The organism is Paractinoplanes pyxinae, assembly GCF_026626335.1.
In the GTDB taxonomy this organism is placed as follows: Bacteria; Actinomycetota; Actinomycetes; order Mycobacteriales; family Micromonosporaceae; genus Actinoplanes; species Actinoplanes pyxinae.
This window is the reverse complement of sequence record NZ_JAPNTZ010000013.1, coordinates 106991-125572: the sequence shown is the minus strand read 5'-3', so window position 1 is coordinate 125572 and position 18582 is coordinate 106991. Positions and strand designations below refer to the sequence as shown.

Here is an 18582-nt window from a genome sequence, read left to right as displayed (position 1 = left end):
TTCTTGCGCATGATGGCCTTCGGGCCACTCGCCGGATCGTCCCGGACTTCGCAGAATCTGTACGTGACCACACTCCGCCGCATCCATCCGGCCTGGCTCGTCGCCGTCGTCGCCTTCGTCGCCCTGGTCGGGGCGGCCGGATTCCGCGCCACCCCGTCCGTCATGATCCGGCCGCTGCACGACGAGTTCGGCTGGTCGTTGGGCACGATCTCGGCCGCGGTCTCGGTCAACCTGCTGCTCTACGGCCTCACCGCGCCGTTCGCGGCCGCCCTGATGGAACGCTTCGGCATCCGCCGCGTCATCATGGGCGCGCTGCTGCTGGTCGCGGCCGGCTCCGGCCTGACCGTCTTCATGCGCTCCAGCTGGCAGCTGATCCTGCTCTGGGGCGTGCTGGTCGGCCTGGGCACGGGGTCGATGGCGCTCGGCTTCGTCGCCACCATCACCGGCCGCTGGTTCGTCAAACACCGCGGCCTGGTCACGGGCGTGCTCACGGCGGGCGGCGCGGCCGGCAACCTGATCTTTTTGCCGGTGCTGGCCACGCTCACCGAACACTCGGGCTGGCGGCTCGCCGCGCTCACCGTCACCGGGGCTGCGCTGCTGGTGGTGCCGCTGGTGTGGTGGCGGCTGCGTGACCACCCGTCCGAGTTGGGCCTGGGCGCGTACGGCGGCGTCTACGAGGAGCCGAAACCGATCGCCCCGGCCGGCGCCGCCCGGACCGCCCTGCGCGCCCTCGGCCAGGCCGCCAAGACGCGGCCGTTCTGGCTGCTGGCGGGCGGATTCGCGATCTGCGGAGCGACGACCAACGGCCTGGTCGGCACCCACTTCATCCCGGCCGCGCACGACCACGGCATGACCGAGACCACCGCCGCCTCGCTGCTGGCGCTGGTCGGCCTGTTCGACATCGCCGGCACCATCGCCTCGGGCTGGCTGACCGACCGGGTCGACAGCCGCATCCTGCTCGGGGCGTACTACTTCCTGCGCGGGCTGTCGCTGCTGGTGCTGCCGTCACTGTTCGCGGCCACGGCCCACCCCAGCATGCTGGTGTTCATCCTGTTCTACGGCCTCGACTGGGTGGCCACGGTCCCGCCCACGGTCACCCTGTGCCGCGAATACTTCGGCGAAAGCGGCGCCGTGGTCTTCGGCTGGGTCTTCGCCTCCCACCAGTTCGGCGCCGCAGCCGCCGCCACCGCAGCCGGCCTGGTCCGCGACCAACTCGGCGCGTACACCTGGGCCTGGTACGGCGCGGGGGCGCTCGCAATCTTCGCCAGCGTGCTGAGCCTGATGCTTTTCGCCGGCAAGAAGCTCAAGCCGATCGCCCCCGGTATCGGCCTCGCCGTCCAGCCCGCCAAAGCCTAGAAACGGCTGAACTTACCGCGAATTCGGCTGAATCACCATGTGCGGTCGAGCGGACGCAACCATTCCGGTCCGCCAGGAGGCCGATTCGGCTGTCTGCTATAAAGGCGTGTGCTGAATAATCCTTACATTGCTGCTGCGGCCTCGGCGCTTTTGGGCTTCGGTCAAGCAGTTGCTGTTTGGTGTGGGCGCCTGATCGAAGAAACTTTTCGTCAATGGCGAATGACGCTATTCCTCGTTGTCGGTGTGGCTTGCGCCGTAACCACTGTTGCCCTCCGGAACCTCGATGCCGGCGAGGCGCTCCCCGTCAGCACGGCGCTCGATCGAGCTCAGATCGGCGTCTTCACAAACGTCGACTCTCGCGTGGTATTCGGCATGACGCCGACCGTGAAGGGCGCCGCGGCCGGTGTTCAGGTGCAGCCGTATCGCTTCTTTGTCAACGTCAAGCCGGGCCCGCGGGCGTACGGTCGGATCGGACTCGTTCTGCTGGACGGAGGACCGACGCTGTGGAAGCTGTCGGTAGATCGGCCACTCACCCTCTTTTTCGAGCTACCTGAGGGCGCTGATCTAACAGAATGGCAGAATCGTGGTGTGGTGGTCGAGCCGCCGATGGAGCATCCCTGCGCTTCGTGGTGGGATGGGAAGGATCGCGGGGAGGCGCCGGCCACATTGCAGCGAAGTGGCCTCGGCATAACGCAGGTGACTTGCCGGATCCCCAAGGTCGGCGACGTTTCGGACCTCCGTATTGATCTGCAGTTCGCGTGGGGCGACGACTTGCGCCGCTCCGCTGGATTCGATCGGGTATCCAGTTCCATTCGGTTGGCCGATCACATCAGAAGTCCCTCCGACGTCGAGCAGCCATCCGAGCTCACCCTTGTCGACAAGGTTGATCTCAGGTTGCTTCTGGACACGGAAGAGCGGTTGGCTGAATCTTTTCCGGAGCCCAGCGGTGGAAGTCATAACGAGAGATCCTGGCAATACGACAATGGCGGTGACCTCGACTACATAATAGAGCGCCCAGGTGCCCGCACATGGGTGCAGCCAACCCTTGATGGTCTGTTGCTCATGGCTGGGGCGATGTTCGGCATAGCGCCGACCGCTTGGCGCAGACGCAGAAGCGACTTAGGCACGGCCTGAGCCAGAAAGTGCCGACAGATCAGCGGATCTGGAGGCCGGCCGACTGGCGGGTCAGCAGACCGGTGAGTTCGGCGGCCGGCATCGGGCGGGCGAAGTGGTAGCCCTGGGCCTCGGCGCAGGCCAGTTCGCGCAGGAGGGTGGCCTGCACCTCGTCCTCGACGCCCTCGGCCACGGGGGCCAGGTTGAATGTACGGGCGATGTGTAGGACGGCCTCCGCGACCGAGCCGTTGGCCGTCGTCTCGCGCATGGCCGCCACGAACGACTTGTCGATCTTCACCACGTCGACCGGCAGGGCGCCCAGGTGGCTCAGCGACGAGAAGCCCGTGCCGAAGTCGTCGAGGGCGATGCGTACGCCCAAGGTCTTCAGCGCGCCCAGCACCCGGGCCGACTCGGTGAGGTCGGTCAGCGCCATCGACTCGGTCAGCTCGAGCACCAGCGAGTTGGGCGGCAGGCCGGTGTCGGCCAGCACGGCGCCGACCTCGTCGGTCAGTTCGGGGCTGGACAGCTGGGTGGCCGACAGGTTGACGTTGACCTTGAAGCCGGGGTTGTCCCGCTGCCACTCGACGGCCTGGGCGCACGCCTCGCGCAGCACCCACAGGCCGAGCCCGGGCATGAGGCCGAGCGTCTCGGCCAGCTCGATGAAGTCGCCCGGCCCGAGCAGGCCGCGGACCGGGTGCCGCCAGCGCACCAGCGCCTCGACGCCCACCGCCATCTCGCCGTTGAGGTCGACGATCGGCTGGTAGTGCACCTCGAACTGCATCTCGGCCAGGGCCCGGCGCAGGTCGGACTCGTCGCGCCGGCGCTGGGCGGCCTCGGCGAACCGTACGGGGTCGAAGCGGCGCACGACGCCCTTGCCGTCGTCCTTGGCGTGGTACAGCGCCTCGTCGGCCTCGCGCAGCAGGGTGTCCACGTCGAGCGTGCCGCCCTCGGTGATCGAGATGCCGGCGCTGGCCCGGACGGACAGGACCAGGTCGTCCACGGTGAGCGGCTTCTGCAGGTCGTGCAGGATCCGGTCGGCCACCGTGTCGGCCATCTGCTCGTCGGCCAGCCGGGGCAGCAGCACGACGAACTCGTCGCCGCCGAGCCGGGAGACCGTGTCGTTGGCCCGTACGTTGGCATTGAGCCGCTCGGCCGTGGCCTTCAGCAGTTCGTCGCCGGCGGCATGCCCGTACGTGTCGTTCACGCCCTTGAAGCCGTCGAGGTCGAACAGGATCACCGCGGTCTTGGTGTCGTCCGCGTCCTCCAGGGCGTCGCGCGCGTGGTCCATGAACATGGCGCGGTTGCCGAGCCCGGTCAGCGGATCGCGGAACGCCTGGCGGGCCAGGATCGCGCGCTGCCGGGTGAGGTCGCGCATCAGTCCCTCGTTGGTGTGCGAACCGAGGAACTGCCGGATCAGGATGACGGCCGTGACGATCAGGATCAGCCAGATCATCACGGTCGCAGGGTCGCCCAGGGAGGTCTGCACGGCCGCCGCGACGACCGCCGCCGACACCGGGGCGTACTGGGCCAGCGGCCAGCGTTTGCTCAGCCGGGCCACCCCGGCGCTGACGGCCGCCGCCGCGGCGAGCGCGAGACTCCAGCGCAGCACGCTGTCCCCGCGACCGACCAGCGGCGTCCAGGCCAGCGCCAGGAGCGACGCGAAGATCATCGTGATGTCGACGCCGCGCCGTACGCGGTCCAGGACCTTGCCGAAACGCCCCATGAAGCACCTCCGGCGCGCCTGATCGGTCGCGTTCGGGGGTAGTTGAGCGAATGATGGGGACGGGGTGTGCGGCGGCCCGGCCGCTGATCGTGATCTCATAGGACGCCAACAGCACAAAAGTCGGCAACGGAGGACAAAGCTGTGCCGGGTGGAAATCTCGAGGACCGGCTCGCGGCGCTCAGCGCGACCGCGACCGACGAGGACGGCGTGGTCACGGTGACCGTGGGCAGCTCCGGTGTGGTCACCGGGCTGCGGCTCGACGACCGCGTGCAGCGGCTCGGCGGGGCGACGCTCTCGGCCGAGATCCTGCGGACCATGCGCCGGGCCCAGGCCGCGCTGGCCGAGCAGGTCGCGGTGGCCGTCGACGAGACCGTGGGCGCCGAGACCGAGGACGGCAAGGCCGTGCTCGACAGCTACACCGAACGATTCCTGGGTGATCCGGAGGAACCGCCGGCCCCGGTCATGCCGTCGGCGCGACCGTTCCCCACGTTCGAGAACACGCCGACGCTGCCGCACCAGTCGCCCGGCAACGGCTACGAGAGCGGGCGGGACAGCCGTGCCCGCTGAGAAGCCGTCGCTGCCCCGGCGCGGGCCGGCGCCGGCCGTCGACCAGATGTCGAACGCCGAGCTGGCGCGCATGGTCGAGTCCGAGCACCCGTACCGGGGCAAGGCGCTGTTCGAGCTGTCCGACCGGATCCCGCACGACGACGACGCGGCGACCAAGGTGGCGATGCTGAGCCGGCTGACCTCGCTGCGGCGCGCGCGCCTGTTCGACCGGGTCTCGCTGGCCTGGTCGGGGATCATCGCGCTGCTGGCGGGCGAGACGGAGCACTCGCGGGCGAGCGCCTACGAGGCGTTCGGGGCGCTCGACGCCGCGGAGCAGCGTGACATGCTGGATTACCTCGAGGTCACGTCGATCGAGCAGGCCCACCCGCGCATCGCTTGAGAAGTGAGCGTGAGCGGGCCCGGTGTCACTCGACGGGGTCACGCTTCGACGCGGACGTCCTTCCAGAAGGCGACGCGGTCGCGCACCACCTTGGCGTCCGGCTTCGGTTCGGGATAGAACCAGACGGCGTCGGGCGTCGTGTGCCCGTCCGCGGTCAGCGTGTAGTACGAGGCCCTGCCCTTCCAGGGGCAGACGGTGTGGGTGTCGCTGGGGGCCAGCACGTCCTCGCGCAGCGACTCGCGCGGGAAGTACTGAATTCCCTCGACAACCACGGTGTCGTCGCTCTCGGCGATCACTTCGTCGTTCCAGATGGCCTTCGGCATAGTCCGAACGTAGCGCGCGGAACGCGGGCCGTCCGATATGCGAGTGTTAATCGCTATGGGGAGTGAAAGTTGTGACTCGTCCGCACATTGCCGCGCCGGTGTAAGAAGATCTAGAGTCTTGTTCTTGCGGAGACCCCCCACGGAGAGCGGCCGGTGAACGGTCTGAGCACGATGCCCACCACGGCTGAGCAGGCACGCCACGCGCTGCTGCTGCTCGGCGCCCCTGCCTCACCCCGCCTGCTGGTCGACGTGCACAGCGCGCTGTTCGACGGCGACCTGTCGATGCCGGCGCTCGCGAGCCTGCGTCGTGATCCCGCCTCCGGGCTGTGCGCGGCGCTCAACCTCGATCTCACCCCGGCCCGCGGCCTGGTCGCGCTGGCCGAGTGGCCGCTCGAGCGCCGCGTCGTGACGCCGGCCGGGCAGCGGGCCGCCGAGCTGACCGCCGTGATCCGGGTGGCCGAGTTCGTGGCGATGCGTCCCGGGTCCGGCCGGGCGGCGCACCGGCTGCTGCGCGCGCTGGCCGAAGACGTACCGCACGGGCCGGAAGCTCTTGATCTGGTGGCGGCGACGCGGGCCGCTCTGGAGGCGCCCGAGCTTGTCGCCGCCGTCGAGGCTGAGGAGCCGATGCGTGCGGTGGCGGTCGAACGGGCCCAGCATCTTTCGCAGGAACAGCAGCTGTACGGGCTTCCGGCCGTCCCTCATCAGCGGGGCGGCGAGTGAGCCAGGTCGACCGGCTGCGCGGCTCCGCCCCGGGCAAAAGGCACAACGCCCGTACGGTGGCCGCCCTCACCGCCAACCCGGGCTGCACCCGCCGGGCCGTCCTGGACGCGGCGGGCGTCGACAAGGTGCGGCTGGCCGAGCGGATCGGCTTTCCGGGCGCCTTCGGGCAGTCCCGGTTCGCGCTGGCCCGCGGCAACGCGTTCGAGGCCATGCTCAAGGCGGACGACTGCGCGCTGCTGCGCTCGACGCTGGGCGCGTACGTCGGCGGCTACGAGGACCTGGGCGCGGATGAGGACGACACGCTCTCGGCTCGGCACACGCGTACGCGGGCGTTGTTGCGCAGTGGCGCCGAAGGGCTGCTCGACCATCCGTTGCTGACGCTCGACGTCGCCGGCCAGACGGTGTTCCTGGAGCCCGACCTGATCGCCTATCAGAACGGCTCGCAGCTGCAGGTCGTCGAGATCAAGTCGTTCGCGATCATCGACGGGCAGGCCGACGGGACGGCCGTGTCGGCGGCGGCGGTGCAGGCCGCCGTGTACGTGCTCGCGCTGCGGCGGCTGCTGGGTGACGAACGGGTCAGCCACGACGTGGTCCTGGTGTGCCCCGAGAACTTCTCGCTCCAGCCGGTGGCGGTGGTTCTCGACGTACGCAAGCAGTTGTCGACCTTGAAGCGGCAGCTGTCGCGGCTGGAGTCCGTGTCGTCGCTGATCGAGTCGCTGCCCGCCTCGCTGTCGTTCGACCTCGCGCAGCCCGTCGACGCCCTGGTGACCTCGCTCGACGCGTTGACCGCGCGTTACGCTCCGGAATGCCTGTCGGCGTGCGAGATGTCGGTCTTCTGCCGGGACGAGGCAGCCGGGCGCACCGAGGTGCTGGGGCGGCCGGTGCGTGAGGCGCTGGGCGGCATCGAGACCGTGGACGAGGTGCTGGCGCTGGCCTCGGGCGTCCGCGAGCCGAAGCCGGACCAGGCCGAGGCGGCCGCTCTTTTGCGGGCGGCTCAGCGCCTGCGGGATGAGGCTTTGTGAGTACGCTCGTCGCGCTCGCCCGGGCCCAGGCCCTCGCGGCCGGCCGGGCTCAGCCGATCACGACCGTGCGTCACCTTCATGTGCACGACCGGCCGCTGGTGCTGATCCCGCTCGCGATGGCCGGCGAGGCGAACGCGCCGCTGGCCGCGATGGCCGGCTCGGCCCCGGATCAGCCGCGCCTGCTCGTGGTGAGCCAGCCGCGCAACCGGGACGAGCGGTTCGCGTTCTTCGCCGCGCTGGCCGAGGCGGTCGTGCCCTACCTGGACTCGTTCGCCGGCGTGACCGAGGCCGTGCCGGTCGACCGCGGTCGCGACGTGCGGCACCGGTTCGTCGACGCGCCCCAGGTGTGGGTGCCCAACCCCGGTGGCGTCGACTTCCTGCGGCTGCTCGGCCGGTCGACCCGGTTCCGCCGCACCGACGGCGATTTTCCCGTACCGGCGTCGGTGCCCCGCCTCGGTCAGTGGCTCACGTTCCTGGCCTCCACGGCCGAGGTGCCCGGCTCGTCGCTGCTGGTCAACGCCGTACAGGCCCTGGGCGGGCACTGGGCCACCGGGCAGAGCGCGGCCGAGGACGCGCACCTGGGGTCGCTCTTCGCCTGGATCACCGAGGGCGCGGCGGCGGCCCGCGAGGCCGAGAACGGTCCGGTCGCCGGGCCGGCCACCGACCCATCGTTCGACAACGAGGTCTTGGCTCCGCTGATCACCGCGGCCGATCCCGCGCTGACCGGCGTGCTGAGCGACCTGCTGACGCCGACCTGGGAGCGGATGTGGAAGTCGATCGAGCTGCTCCGCGGCCGGCCGGCCGGGGCCCGGGTGGGGGCGCGCTGGGACAGTGACCGCGACGCCTACTCGGCCTATGTCGAGCACCTGATCGAGGACGGCTCGCCGCAGCCCCGCCGGGACGGCGCCGTGGCCGCGGCGGCCCGGCTGCAGCGCCTCGAGAACGCGGCGGCCCGCTACGCGGTACAACGAGCCTTCGACGACCCGCTGGTGATGGCCGAGCACCGGCTGACCGGGGCGGCCTTCGGTGCGGTGGTGACGCTGGCCAAGGCGGACCGGATCGACGACAGCGGGAAGCGGCCGGTGCTGCGCCCCCGGATCATGGTGGCCACGACCGAGACCGTACGCGTGGAACCCGGCGCCAATCTCACTTCGCCCGCCCGCCCGTCGCAGAAGGCGAAGGTCATCTCCGTGACCCCCGGTCCCGCCGGTACGGACGTGGTGCTCGAACTCTCCGGCGGGATGGGCCGCAAACTGGTGGCCGAGCCCGGCAGCGTCCCCGAGGTCGGCGAGCAACTGCTGCTGACGACGCTCAGCGAGGCCTACCGCCCCGGCGCGGCCTTCCCCGACCCGGCCGACACCCCGTGGACCCACGGCGGCCCGCCGGGAAGTTCAGCCGAGGCCGACGAGCAGGAGGGCGATGTCGTCGGCGCGGCGCGGGGCGGCGTCGACCAGGCGGCTGCACAACTCTTCCGGGGGTAGGGCGGCGTTGCCGCGCAGGACCGACCGGATGCGGGCGATGCCGTCGTCGATCAGGCGGGCCGGGTGCTCGACCAGGCCGTCGGTGTAGAGCAAGAGCGTGCTGCCGGGCGGGACGCGGCGGTGGTGGGTGGTGCGCTGCGCGCGGGGGAGCAGGCCCAGCAGCGGTTCCGGGTCTTCCCACCAGACCTCGACCTGGCCGTCGGGGCACAGCAGCACCGGTGGCGGGTGGCCGGCGTTGGCGAACGAGACCAGATAGTCGTCCTGGTCGCGGTGCAGCCGGGCCAGTACGGCGGTGGCCGCGGCGGGCACCCGCAGGCCGTGCAGCGCCCGGTCGAGCTGGGCCAGCAGCGGGCCGGGGGCGTCGTCACGGCCGTACGCGTCACCGCGGACCAGGTTGCGCACCTGGCCCATGGTGGCGGCGGCCTCGATGTCGTGGCCGGAGACGTCGCCCACGGCCAGCATGAGGTCGCCGTCGGGCTGGGCGAAGGCGTCGTACCAGTCGCCGCCGACCGAGGCGCCCGCCTGGGCCGGCAGGTAGCGGCCGTACAGGGTGACGCCCTCCACCTCGGGCAGTTCGGGCAGCATGCTGTGCTGCAGCACCTCGGCCACGTGGCGCTGCCGGCCGTAGACCCGGGTGTTGTCGACGGCCATGCCGGCGCGACGGCCCACCTCGGCCGCGGTGCTCTGCTCGGCGTCGCTGAACGGGGCCCGGCCGGGCCCGTTGACCAGCAGCACCGCGCCGAGCACGCGGAAGGTGACTGGCGACGAGATCGGCACGATCATGAACGAGTCGAAGCCGAGCCGATCGGCCAGGCTGGTCATCCCGGCGGCGGTGAACCGCTCACGCAGCAGCTCGGCGCCGGCCTCGTCCCGGCGGACCGGGCGGCCCGTGCTCGGCACCGACCGGATCAGCGAGCGGGCGTCCAGCCGGGCCTCGTGCGCCAGCTCGGCCAGGCGCGAGGTGATGCCGGCGTGTGCCGGGTCGGAATGTGCGGCCGACACGTGCCGGAGCTCGCCGGACTGGCCGGCCAGCGTGATGAAACACCAGTCGGCCAGGCGTCCGGCGACCATCCCGCCCAGCCGGTGCAGGGCCTCGTCGATGTCCATCGTGGCGGTCAGCGCGTCGGTCAGCTCGCCCAGCATCGTGAGCTGGCCGTGGGCCGACTCGGCGGCGCGGCGTTCCTCGTCGGCCACCTCGCGGGCGATCCGCAGGCGCAGTTCGGAGCTGCAGACCTCGCCCAGCTCGGTGAGCAGGACGATCTCGCTGCGCGTCCAGACCCGGGGCTCGCGGTCCATCACAGCCAGCGTGCCGAGCACCAGCCCGTCGGAGTCGGTGAGCGGCACCCCGGCGAACGCGATGACGCCGAGGTCGCGGATGGCCGGGCTGTCGCGCAGCCGCGGGTCGTTGCGCACATCGGTCACGACGATCGGCTCGCCCGATTCGACGACGTGCCGGCTGAACGAGTGGCTGAGCGGCATCAGGCGCTCGGCGGCGATCGGCTGCGGCAGCCCGATCTGGCCCGGCAGGTGTTGCTGCTGTTCGGAGAGCACCGTGACCACGGCGACCGGCACGTCCACGAGCCGCTCGACGATGCCGACGATGCGGTCGAACGCGGGGTCACCCCCGGCCTTCAGGCCGAGGCGGGTCACCGACCGCAGGCGTGCGGCATCGGCGAGAACGCCCCCGGGCGCCTCCGAAGCCAAGTCACCCCGCAGCAAAGTCCGCTCCCCGGCCGGTCAGAGGTTGCCAGGCTACCGGGCTTCAGCTGCGGCATCGACCCCCGGACGCCGTGTGACGCATCGGCCGGGAATCCTCGCCACTCAGGAATTCGGAGCGGGATCGGCGGCCGTGGTGAGGTTGGCATCGGCGGCCATCGGCGCCCATCGCTTGGCCCACGCCTCGCGCGCGGCCTCGAATCCGGCGTCGTCGGCGCCGTAGAGCGAGACCGTCACCTCGAACCGCGCCGCGGACGGCTCGTCGAGCGGGACGCGGCCGGCCACCACGACCAGGTGGCCGTCCGGGTCGACCGTCCAGGCCACGCGCGGCCCGAAACGCTCCCAGTCGCCGGCCACCAGCGACAGCGCCTGCCGGCCGGTGGTCTCACCGGTCAGATAAAGAGTGCGCCGCCGGCCCTGGGGCCGCCGGTCTAGCAGGAAGCGCAGCTGGACGAGGAACGAGCGCCAGCCCTCCTCGATCGCGTCGTAGACCTCGGGTCCGCCGCGGCCGGTGCCCTCGCGAGCCACCCGCACCCGCGCGCTGTCGTCGCCGCCGGTGACTTCGAGATAAGAGCCGTCGGCCCAGCCCATCTGCTCGGGCGCCCACAACGTCGCCTCGTCCACGAAGATCTGTTTGATCTCGGCCTCGAGCCCGTCGTAGTCCCAGCCGAACCACTGATGCAGGACGTCCGCCTGGGTCACGGACTCCCACGCCTCGTCGCGCCCCGCCGTCACGGAGATCTCCAAGTCGTACGGTTTCAGGTCTCGGGCCGGGGTCATGCCGGTGTTCCGGAGGCCGGGCCGCTGGTGCTGTCGCAGTGGGTCATGACCCCATTTTTGGGGCAAGAGCCGTTTCACGCCACGTGGCGGTTCAGTTCCGGATCGAACGGGGCACGACGGCCGGCCGTCAGACCGGAGCGCAGAGTGCCGCGGATCTCGGCCCGGCCCAGGCCGGCGAAGCGTGCCGCGTCCTCCAGCTCGCGCGTCACCTCGGCCGAATCCAACAGGCCGGCCCCGACGAACCGGCCCAGCGCGAAGGCCGCCCGGTTGAGGGTGTCGTTGCGGGTGCCGACCGGGGCCCGGGCCACGCGGTCGGCCTCGGCGGTCAGCGCTGCACGGGCATACCGCGACGGGTGCGCGATCGGGCGGTGGTCCGGCTGCGGGGCCGGGCCCTCGATCAGGGCGCGCAGGGCGGGCGGGCCGCCCGGGAGCGACCGGCCGGGGCGGAGCACCCAGCGGTAGTCGCCGCCCGAGGCATGGCGGGACGGCGGGGCCACCACGTAACCCCCGGCGCCACGCCAGTCGAGGCCGGGCAGCAGGCGCACCCGGTTGCCGTAGCCCAAGGGCGCGAACCAGAAATGCCAGCCACCGCCACCCGTACGCACGCGCGGGCCGGACGGCAGATCGCCGCCGAGCAGATGACAGAGCCCGTGCCAACCCTCGGCGGAATCCACGTCGGCCACATCCATGATCACGCCGGTGCGCAGGCCGACGTTGGCCCCCGGCCAGCGGGCCCACCACTGCTCGATCAGGCGCGGGTCGGTGCTCGCCTCGGTGAGGCCGTGGCGCAGGTGCGGATGCTTGCCGGGGCTCGGGCACAGAACTCCCTTGTCGCAGGTGCAGCCGCCGCGCGGGTCAGGCGCGTGCACCGGCAGGACCGGGATCCCGTGCCGGGCGTAAACCAACGCGGCTGTCAGCGACATTAGAACAAGCGTACGACAACTTCAGCCGATCTTGCGCTGCTCCCGGTCGAGGGCCCGCAGCACGTGCGCGATGTGGTGTGACGTGCTCCACGACATCCAGCCGGCCGGGCTGCCGGCGCCGGGCGCGCTGCGGGCCCGGCGGGCGATCTCGGCGTCGCCCCACGAGAAGCGGGCCCCCGCGGCCGGCCAGTGCGGCGAGGCGACCAGCGTGCGGCACAGGTCGTGGCAGCGGTCGTCGCTGCGCCCGCCGCGCCGCGACCAGCGGTAGATCCACCAGTTGTGCTCGGCCGTGTAGCGCAGCGTCGGCAGCTGACGATGCCGCTGCACACCGCGCCGCCGCACCGGTGAGGTCACGCCGTAGTCGGCGTACCCGACGCCGGGCAGCGTGATCCTGGTCCAGACGCGGGCGTCGTGCCGGTCGATCGTGACCGGCCGGTCGGTGGGCAGCTCGTCGAGGTTGGGTGGCATCGCGCCGGACGCCACACTGATCGACCGCCACGGCCGGCCGCCCGCCCAGCGCAGAATGCGGTGCAGCTGCTCCTCGAACCGATCGACGTGCGCCACGCAGGCCGTCTCGGCCAGGTCGATCACCAGATCGACCGCCTCCGGCTCGAGGCCGGCGCCGCGCAGCATGCGTTCGACGAGCAGGTCGGCCTGCGCCGGGTTGGCCGCGTCGACGTGGGGCTGCAGCCGCAGGACCGCGCGCCGGCCGTGCATGCGGGCGGCGAGACCGTGGGCGGCCAGGCGGCGCCGGCTCTCGCTCGCCCGCAGCACGGGGACCATGGTGACGCCGAGATCGGCCAGCTGCTCGGCCAGGTCGAGCGACGGGGCCGCGAGCAGGTCGGCCGGCTCGGCAATCTCTCCGAAGTCGACCGCGAGTGCGCCCGTCCGGGGTGGCAGCTCGCGGATCAGCGGAAGAAGCTCGGTGCCGGGGTCGAGCTCGAGGATCGGGACGACCCGGGTGGCCTCGTCCGCCGTCAGGTGGGCGAGCGCCGCCATCTCGCCCCGGCGCGGGCGCAGGATCGGCCGATAGACGCCGTCCTGGGTCGACCCCGCCGTCGTGAAGACCGCCATTAACTCAAAGTAGCGGCTCGTGTCGGCTAAGCGACACTCCCTTGTGCAAATGGGCGAGGATGGCCTGATTCGCCTCCCAGCCGTCGGGGAACTTCACCGGCACGTTGAGGTGCACCTGCTCGGTCGACGGGTGCGCGTCCAGCAGTTCGGCGATGCCCTCGCGGGCCACCACGACGCAGGCGTGCCGGTGCCGTGAGGTGAGCACGCAGAGGCGGCCCGACTCGAGATGGAAGGCGGTCGCGTCCTGCCGGCCGGACAGCGGGTGCAGCACGATCGTCAGGTCGTACTCGCGGCCCTGCAGCCGGTTGGCCGTGTCGACCGTGACGCCCTTGGCCTCGGGCGGAAGATATGAACGGATGGCCGCCGCCTGGTCGCGGTGGGCGGCGCCGATGGCGATGCGGTCGGCCGTGAGCGGGCCGCCGCCTGATTCCGAGGCGGTCGTCGCCTCGCGGGCCAGGGCGCGGACGGCCAGGTCGGCGCAGGCCGAGGCGGCCTCGGCGTCGGTGCGTACGGTGAAACGACCCGGCAACTCGTGCAGGCCCCAGCCGGTGCCGGCGGCCTGGTCGAGCACGTCGTCGAGCGGGCCGGTGGAGCGTTGCCCGAAACGCAGTTCGCGATCGCCGGGGCCGGTGCCCGAACGGAAGCCCGTGAAGGGATAGAAGGCCTCGGCCACCACCGGGGCCGCCGTGTGCGGCAGCCGCCACGAGACGGGCAGGCGGTGGACGGGCAGATCGGGGTTGTGCCGCAGCAGCACGGCGACGGCGGACTGCATCGGGTCCCACGACAGACCCGTCCAGCGTTCGACCTCGACCGTCGAGAACGGGTCGAGCTGGCCGGGGTCGCCCACGAAGAGCGCGCGGACGAACCGGGGCGCCACGCGCAGCAGCGCGTCGGACCGCATCTGATACGCCTCGTCGACGATCGCCCACGGCCAGGAGCCCTCGGTCACCGTGGCCCACTTGGCGGCAGTGCCGATCGTGACGGCGGGCGAGCCCAGGTCGGCCACCTTGGGGCCGACGCGGCAGCGGGGATGCTCGCGAACCCGGTCGCTCGCCTCGTAGTCGACGGCGGACAGCCGGCCCACGGCTACCTCGGGCGAGCGCGCGCCCAGCCGGGCGATGAGGTCGTCGACCTGCTCGTTGGTCTGGGCCACGATCATCAGCGGCTCACCCGCCGCGGCCAGCTCGCCGGCGGCCCGGACGACCAGGGTGGACTTGCCGGCCCCGGGCGGCGAGTCGACCACCACGCCGCGATGGTCGCCCTCGCGCAGGTCGCGCAGGACGGCGTCGACGACGCGGCCCGCCTCGGTGGCCGGACTGAGCAGCTGTTCCGAGTTCACCGGGGCACGGTAGCGCGCGGCACCGACAGTTCCGGGCCAGGCGCATCAGTTAATTGCCCGAGGTGGATTATCGGCGAGCCGCTTCTTGATCGCATCGCGCCGGGCGGGTTCGTGGCCGGCCCGGCGAGTGGAGTGAATGGACTCAGCCGGTGGGCGCCGCCGCACGGGGCCGGCGATTACTTGATTGCGTGCACAAGCGCGTGTGAGGCGCGTCGCATCAATTGTCTGAGCGATTACTTGTCGCATTGGTTGCCATGTGGTGATGGGAGCGTTCCCGTTGATTGCGCTCCGTCACTTCGAACAAGTTGTGTACACAAAGGACTGACGCCGCTCGACATTGCAGATGAGTGAAGCAAGGGGCGAAACGGGTCTATGGCGCGTATCCCCTGCCGTCATGGTGGCACTGACGGAAATCCGACAGCGCTCCGGTCGCGGTCTGTCTAGCGCCGACCGGGCGAGTCGGTCGGTGCGGAGCCTCGCCGAGCCGTCCCGGACAGTCGGGGAGGTCGATCGTGAGGCGGATCACCTAGGCGTACCGGTGCCGGCGTGGTTGCCTTGACGCAGGTAAGAGCACTGTGGATCGTCACTGTGAGTGGAAGTTTGCGTAGTGGTCACCACCTCGAAATATCTGAGTGATTGACTGTACGCACGGGGTGAATAGCGAAGCCGGCATGCAACTTGCACGTGCGGTTCGCCGTGCAAGTTGCATGTTTCGCATGTTCTCGAGCAGCTGCTCCATCGTCGTAGCAACCTTCTGATCGTTTCGCTGGATTTCATTCACGGGCGTTTTTGCCGATCTTGGAAAGTGCACTCTTCCAGTCGATCACCGGAAGTGGAACTCTTCTAGCCAGCAGTAACGCCAGCGACACGGACGGTGGTGGTATGGAATGCGCCCAGACGTTCTGGTCGGTCCGAGCGAGTGGGTGGTCGAACAGTTCGGCGACAAGGTTGCCGGCGAGCTGTGGACCCGGGTGCCCGAAGCGTTGAGCACCGCGATCGAGCGCGAGATTCACGCGCACCCCGCGATGACGCAGACCATGGAACGCGTGATCGCGAATCCGCGATGGCCGCTTCCCTACGAAGAACTCGTGCTCTTCCTGGGCACGCTCCCCGGCGCCGAGATCATTTCGGTTCCCAAGTCGGTCTACCAGCTGGTCGTGATCAACGGCCATGTGGTGGTGCCCTGGTGCTACGGGCAGTCGGCGCGTGAATCGATGATCGACGCGCCCGTCGGCCGCTCCTTCGGCCGCCTCGCCCGTGAACTGCTGCGCCGGTTCGGCCCGCCGTGGCGCCGTTCCCAGGCCGAGGCCCCGCTGCCGCTCGACTCCGTCGACGAGCGCGAGGTCGCCAAGATCTGCGCCGCCATCGCGCAGATCGACCCCAAGCCCGAGGTGATCATCGCCGGTTTCGCCGGAACGCCGAACCTGGGCCTGCTCCGGGCCTGCCTCGGCGAGATCAAGTCGACCGACAACGGCTCGCTCAACTGGAGCCACCTCGCCGACCTGCCGCTGCCCCCGCCCGTGATCCCGCGGCCTCGCCGCATGCAGTTCCCCTGACCTCACCGCACGTCCGGCGCGCACCCTTTCCCGTACGGGAGGGTGCGCGTCACGTTTTACCCCCGGGCGCTCGGGAAAAGGGGCGTCCCATGGACCGAGGAAGCAACAAGCATTCAGCCCGCGTCGACGACGAGATGGCCCACGAGGTCCGCGGGATCGTTCAGGGCGTGACCGGTGGCCGTGTCGAGGAGAGCCGCGAGGCCGAACCGTCGGGCGACGACCAGCCCGAGGTCAGCGGCATCCTCGAAGAGGACGAGGAGCGCGACATCACCCGCTTCGGCCGCTACATCGGCCTGTCGGCGCTGCCCGGCGACCGGGTCAAGCTCCGGCAGAGCGCCGAGACGCTGCTGGCCCCGGACGACGTGCTGGCCGACATCGACAGCCTGCCCGCCGACCAGGAGTACGCGACTGTCGTCGAGATCTGGCAGGCGCTCGGCCGGTGACGGTGGTCGTCACCGGCGGCGGTCGCGGGGTCGGGCGCGCGATCGTCGAACGGTTGCTGGCCGACGAGGCCGGCCCGGTCGTGGTCGTCGAGTTCGACGCGGCCACGCTCGACTGGGCCGACTCCCACGTCGAACAGCGCCGGATCGTGCCCGTGATCGGCGACGCCTCCGACCAGCGGGTCGCGCAGCGGGCGGCCGAAGCGGCCGGGACGCCGCAGGGCTGGGTCAACAACGCCGCGGTGTTCCCGGGCGGCTGGCTGCCCGACCTGCCGGCCCGCGAAGCGAGCGCGCTCATCGCCCGCAACGTCGACCCCGTCCTCATCGGGTGCCGGGCGGCGATCCGGGCCTTTCTTTCCGCCGGCACCGGCGGGTCCATCGTCAATGTCTCCTCGCACCAGGCTCAGCGGCCGGTGCGCGGCGCCTTCGCCTATGCGACGGCGAAGGCGGCCATCGAGGGACTGACGCGTGCGCTCGCGGTCGATCACGGGCCCCAGGGCGTACGCGTCAATGCTCTCGCTCTGGGGTCGATCGCCACCGACCGCTCGGACGCCCACCTGGCCGGCTTGGCCCCCGCGGCCCGGGACACGTTCGAGCACGAGATCCGGCTGCTGCAGCCGCTGGGCCGCATGGGCCGCACCGACGAGGTGGCCGAGGTCGCGGCGTTCCTGCTCTCCGACCGCGCGTCGTTCATCAACGGCGCGATCATCCCCGTCGACGGCGGCCGCTCTGCCGTCGGCCGGGACCCCGAAGAACTCTGACCCTCGCGGCTCAGTTGGAGCCGGGATGGGGCGCCAGGTAGGCGGTGGAGAAGGGCTCGTGCCGGGCGCGCATGTCGGCGTAGGCGGTCAGCAGCAGGGGGCTCATCACGATGCCGGTGACCACCGAGAAGGCGACGGAGAAGACGGAGGAAGCCACGGTGAGGCCGGGACCGGCGGCAGCCGAGCTGGGGGCGAGGATGGTGCTGAACACGCCCTCGGCCAGCACGAAGGCGATGTGCAGGCCCACGATGACGGCCAGGCGGGCCGCGGCCGCCCCGAAGTCGGCGTGGACCAGCCGGAACGCGCGGCCGATGCCCTGGCCCCGCTCGAGCAGGACGATCACGGGCAGGATCAGGAAGACGACCGCCACGTAGAGGCCGGGCAGGATGCAGAGCAGCAGGCCGACCAGGATCACCAGCCCGGCCACGATCTGCCAGCCCAGCATGGGGAAGAACCGCCGCAGGCCGGTGAGCATGGCCCGGCCGACTGAGACGGGCTGACCAGTGGCCCGCTGCACCAGCACCTCGAGTGTCGCCAGCTGGCCGGCCACGGTCAGCAGCACGGCGATCAGGGCGAACGGGAGCACCAGGAAGAGCGGGCCGAAGATGTCGCTGAACTCGGGGGGCGTGTCCGAGTCGAAGTTCACGGTCCGGTCGGGGGAGTAGATCGCCGTGAGGATGCCCACCACGAGCAGCGGGATCGCCCAGATCAGCTGCACCTGCAGCATCGAGCGCCAGACGGCGCCGAGCAGGGTGAAGCTGCGCTGCCACCAGCCGCCGAAGTCAGCGCTGACCAGCGGATCCTGCGGGCCGGCGTAGTAGCCGGGCGGGAGTTGGTAGCCGGCGGAGGCGTAACCGGTCGGGTCGTAGCCGGGCGGCGGGCCGTAGCCCGGGGGCGGGCCGTAACCGGGCGGCGGGCCGTAGGCCGGGGTCTGGTAGCTCGACGGATCCCAGCCCGGCGTGCCCTGCGGGTTCTGGTACGTCTGCCACGGATCTTGACCGGGCGGCATCTGGGTGTAGCCCTGCGGGCCGTAGCCCGGCTGCTGAGGCGAAGGCGGCGAGGGCGGCTGGTCGTCCGGGACCGGCCCGGGCCCGGGCGGGGGCGTCGGCGCGGTCGGGTCGGAGGGGTTCGACGGCGGCGGGGGATTGCCGGACGGGTCCGGGCGGTTCTCGTCCGGTGCCTGGTCGCTCACGTTTCCCCGCTCCTCGTGGACCTGCTCATGTTGATGATCAGCGGCGACACCATAGCTGGCCCGCGCGGGCCACCGCTTCCCCCGCTCGGCGCGCGCCCGCGACGAGACCGGGCCTTC

18 protein-coding genes are annotated in these 18582 nt (G+C 71.2%); 10 read left to right on the top strand and 8 right to left on the bottom strand.

Annotation, left to right across the window (positions count from 1 at the left end):
• Positions 1-12: 12 nt before the first annotated feature.
• Both OWR29_RS33045 and OWR29_RS33040 read left to right on the top strand, forming a co-directional pair.
• Positions 13-1356 (top strand): MFS transporter, encoded by a 1344-nt coding sequence (locus tag OWR29_RS33045; RefSeq protein ID WP_267567465.1) that lies wholly within the window; start codon positions 13-15, stop codon positions 1354-1356.
• A gap of 108 nt (positions 1357-1464) precedes the next feature.
• On the top strand, positions 1465-2490 hold the full coding sequence (locus OWR29_RS33040) for a hypothetical protein (protein WP_267567306.1): 1026 nt from the start codon (positions 1465-1467) through the stop codon (positions 2488-2490).
• A 19-nt stretch (positions 2491-2509) separates the two neighbouring features.
• On the opposite strand, the gene OWR29_RS33035 is transcribed toward OWR29_RS33040, so the two are convergent.
• Positions 2510-4192 (bottom strand): putative bifunctional diguanylate cyclase/phosphodiesterase, encoded by a 1683-nt coding sequence (locus tag OWR29_RS33035; protein ID WP_267567305.1) that lies wholly within the window; start codon positions 4190-4192, stop codon positions 2510-2512.
• A 141-nt stretch (positions 4193-4333) separates the two neighbouring features.
• Here OWR29_RS33035 and OWR29_RS33030 point away from each other — a divergent pair, with 141 nt between their 5' ends.
• Positions 4334-4759: a YbaB/EbfC family nucleoid-associated protein gene (locus OWR29_RS33030; RefSeq protein ID WP_267567304.1), complete on the top strand. Its 426-nt coding sequence runs from the start codon at positions 4334-4336 to the stop codon at positions 4757-4759.
• Complete coding sequence (locus OWR29_RS33025) at positions 4749-5138, top strand: hypothetical protein (RefSeq protein WP_267567303.1); 390 nt, start codon at positions 4749-4751, stop codon at positions 5136-5138. Before OWR29_RS33030 ends, OWR29_RS33025 begins: the two co-directional genes overlap by 11 nt.
• 38 nt (positions 5139-5176) lie before the next feature.
• Here OWR29_RS33025 and OWR29_RS33020 read toward each other — a convergent pair whose 3' ends face one another.
• Positions 5177-5461: a DUF427 domain-containing protein gene (locus tag OWR29_RS33020; protein WP_267567302.1), complete on the bottom strand. Its 285-nt coding sequence runs from the start codon at positions 5459-5461 to the stop codon at positions 5177-5179.
• Positions 5462-5614: 153 nt separating this feature from the next.
• On the opposite strand from OWR29_RS33020, the gene OWR29_RS33015 reads away from it, so the two are divergent.
• From OWR29_RS33015 to OWR29_RS33005, 3 genes are read left to right on the top strand one after another with little or no spacing between them, the layout of a single operon-like run.
• Positions 5615-6181: a hypothetical protein gene (locus OWR29_RS33015; RefSeq protein ID WP_267567301.1), complete on the top strand. Its 567-nt coding sequence runs from the start codon at positions 5615-5617 to the stop codon at positions 6179-6181.
• Positions 6178-7203 carry a hypothetical protein gene (locus OWR29_RS33010; RefSeq protein WP_267567300.1) on the top strand — a complete coding sequence of 342 codons (1026 nt, stop codon included), beginning with the start codon at positions 6178-6180 and terminating at the stop codon, positions 7201-7203. The genes OWR29_RS33015 and OWR29_RS33010 overlap by 4 nt, the downstream gene beginning before the upstream one ends.
• Positions 7200-8684, top strand: coding sequence for a hypothetical protein (locus tag OWR29_RS33005; protein ID WP_267567299.1), 1485 nt, complete (start codon positions 7200-7202; stop codon positions 8682-8684). Before OWR29_RS33010 ends, OWR29_RS33005 begins: the two co-directional genes overlap by 4 nt.
• Here OWR29_RS33005 and OWR29_RS33000 read toward each other — a convergent pair.
• The 5 genes from OWR29_RS33000 to OWR29_RS32980 form a co-directional block, all read right to left on the bottom strand.
• Entirely contained in the window at positions 8595-10403 is a 1809-nt protein-coding gene (locus OWR29_RS33000) for a SpoIIE family protein phosphatase (protein WP_267567298.1), read from the bottom strand. The two genes, OWR29_RS33005 and OWR29_RS33000, sit on opposite strands and share 90 nt — an antisense overlap.
• A 102-nt stretch (positions 10404-10505) precedes the next feature.
• Positions 10506-11180: an activator of HSP90 ATPase gene (locus OWR29_RS32995; RefSeq protein ID WP_267567297.1), complete on the bottom strand. Its 675-nt coding sequence runs from the start codon at positions 11178-11180 to the stop codon at positions 10506-10508.
• A 74-nt stretch (positions 11181-11254) separates the two neighbouring features.
• Positions 11255-12103, bottom strand: coding sequence for a bifunctional DNA primase/polymerase (locus OWR29_RS32990; RefSeq protein WP_267567296.1), 849 nt, complete (start codon positions 12101-12103; stop codon positions 11255-11257).
• Positions 12104-12124: 21 nt separating this feature from the next.
• The gene (locus tag OWR29_RS32985; RefSeq protein WP_267567295.1) at positions 12125-13177 is read right to left on the bottom strand and encodes a beta family protein; all 1053 of its coding nucleotides are present in this window, start codon (positions 13175-13177) and stop codon (positions 12125-12127) included.
• Positions 13178-13181: 4 nt separating this feature from the next.
• Entirely contained in the window at positions 13182-14516 is a 1335-nt protein-coding gene (locus OWR29_RS32980; RefSeq protein WP_267567294.1) for an AAA family ATPase, read from the bottom strand.
• An 887-nt stretch (positions 14517-15403) separates the two neighbouring features.
• On the opposite strand from OWR29_RS32980, the gene OWR29_RS32975 reads away from it, so the two are divergent.
• The 3 genes from OWR29_RS32975 to OWR29_RS32965 all read left to right on the top strand — a co-directional run bounded on the left by OWR29_RS32975 (position 15404) and on the right by OWR29_RS32965 (position 17273).
• Positions 15404-16072: a hypothetical protein gene (locus OWR29_RS32975; protein ID WP_267567293.1), complete on the top strand. Its 669-nt coding sequence runs from the start codon at positions 15404-15406 to the stop codon at positions 16070-16072.
• 89 nt (positions 16073-16161) lie between these two features.
• A complete protein-coding gene (locus OWR29_RS32970; RefSeq protein WP_267567292.1) occupies positions 16162-16515 on the top strand; it encodes a hypothetical protein in 354 nt (117 codons plus the stop codon).
• Positions 16512-17273, top strand: coding sequence for an SDR family NAD(P)-dependent oxidoreductase (locus OWR29_RS32965; RefSeq protein ID WP_267567291.1), 762 nt, complete (start codon positions 16512-16514; stop codon positions 17271-17273). The genes OWR29_RS32970 and OWR29_RS32965 overlap by 4 nt, the downstream gene beginning before the upstream one ends.
• 10 nt (positions 17274-17283) lie before the next feature.
• Here the strand turns inward: OWR29_RS32965 and OWR29_RS32960 are convergent, their stop codons facing one another.
• On the bottom strand, positions 17284-18465 hold the full coding sequence (locus tag OWR29_RS32960) for a hypothetical protein (protein ID WP_267567290.1): 1182 nt from the start codon (positions 18463-18465) through the stop codon (positions 17284-17286).
• Positions 18466-18582 lie beyond the last annotated feature (117 nt).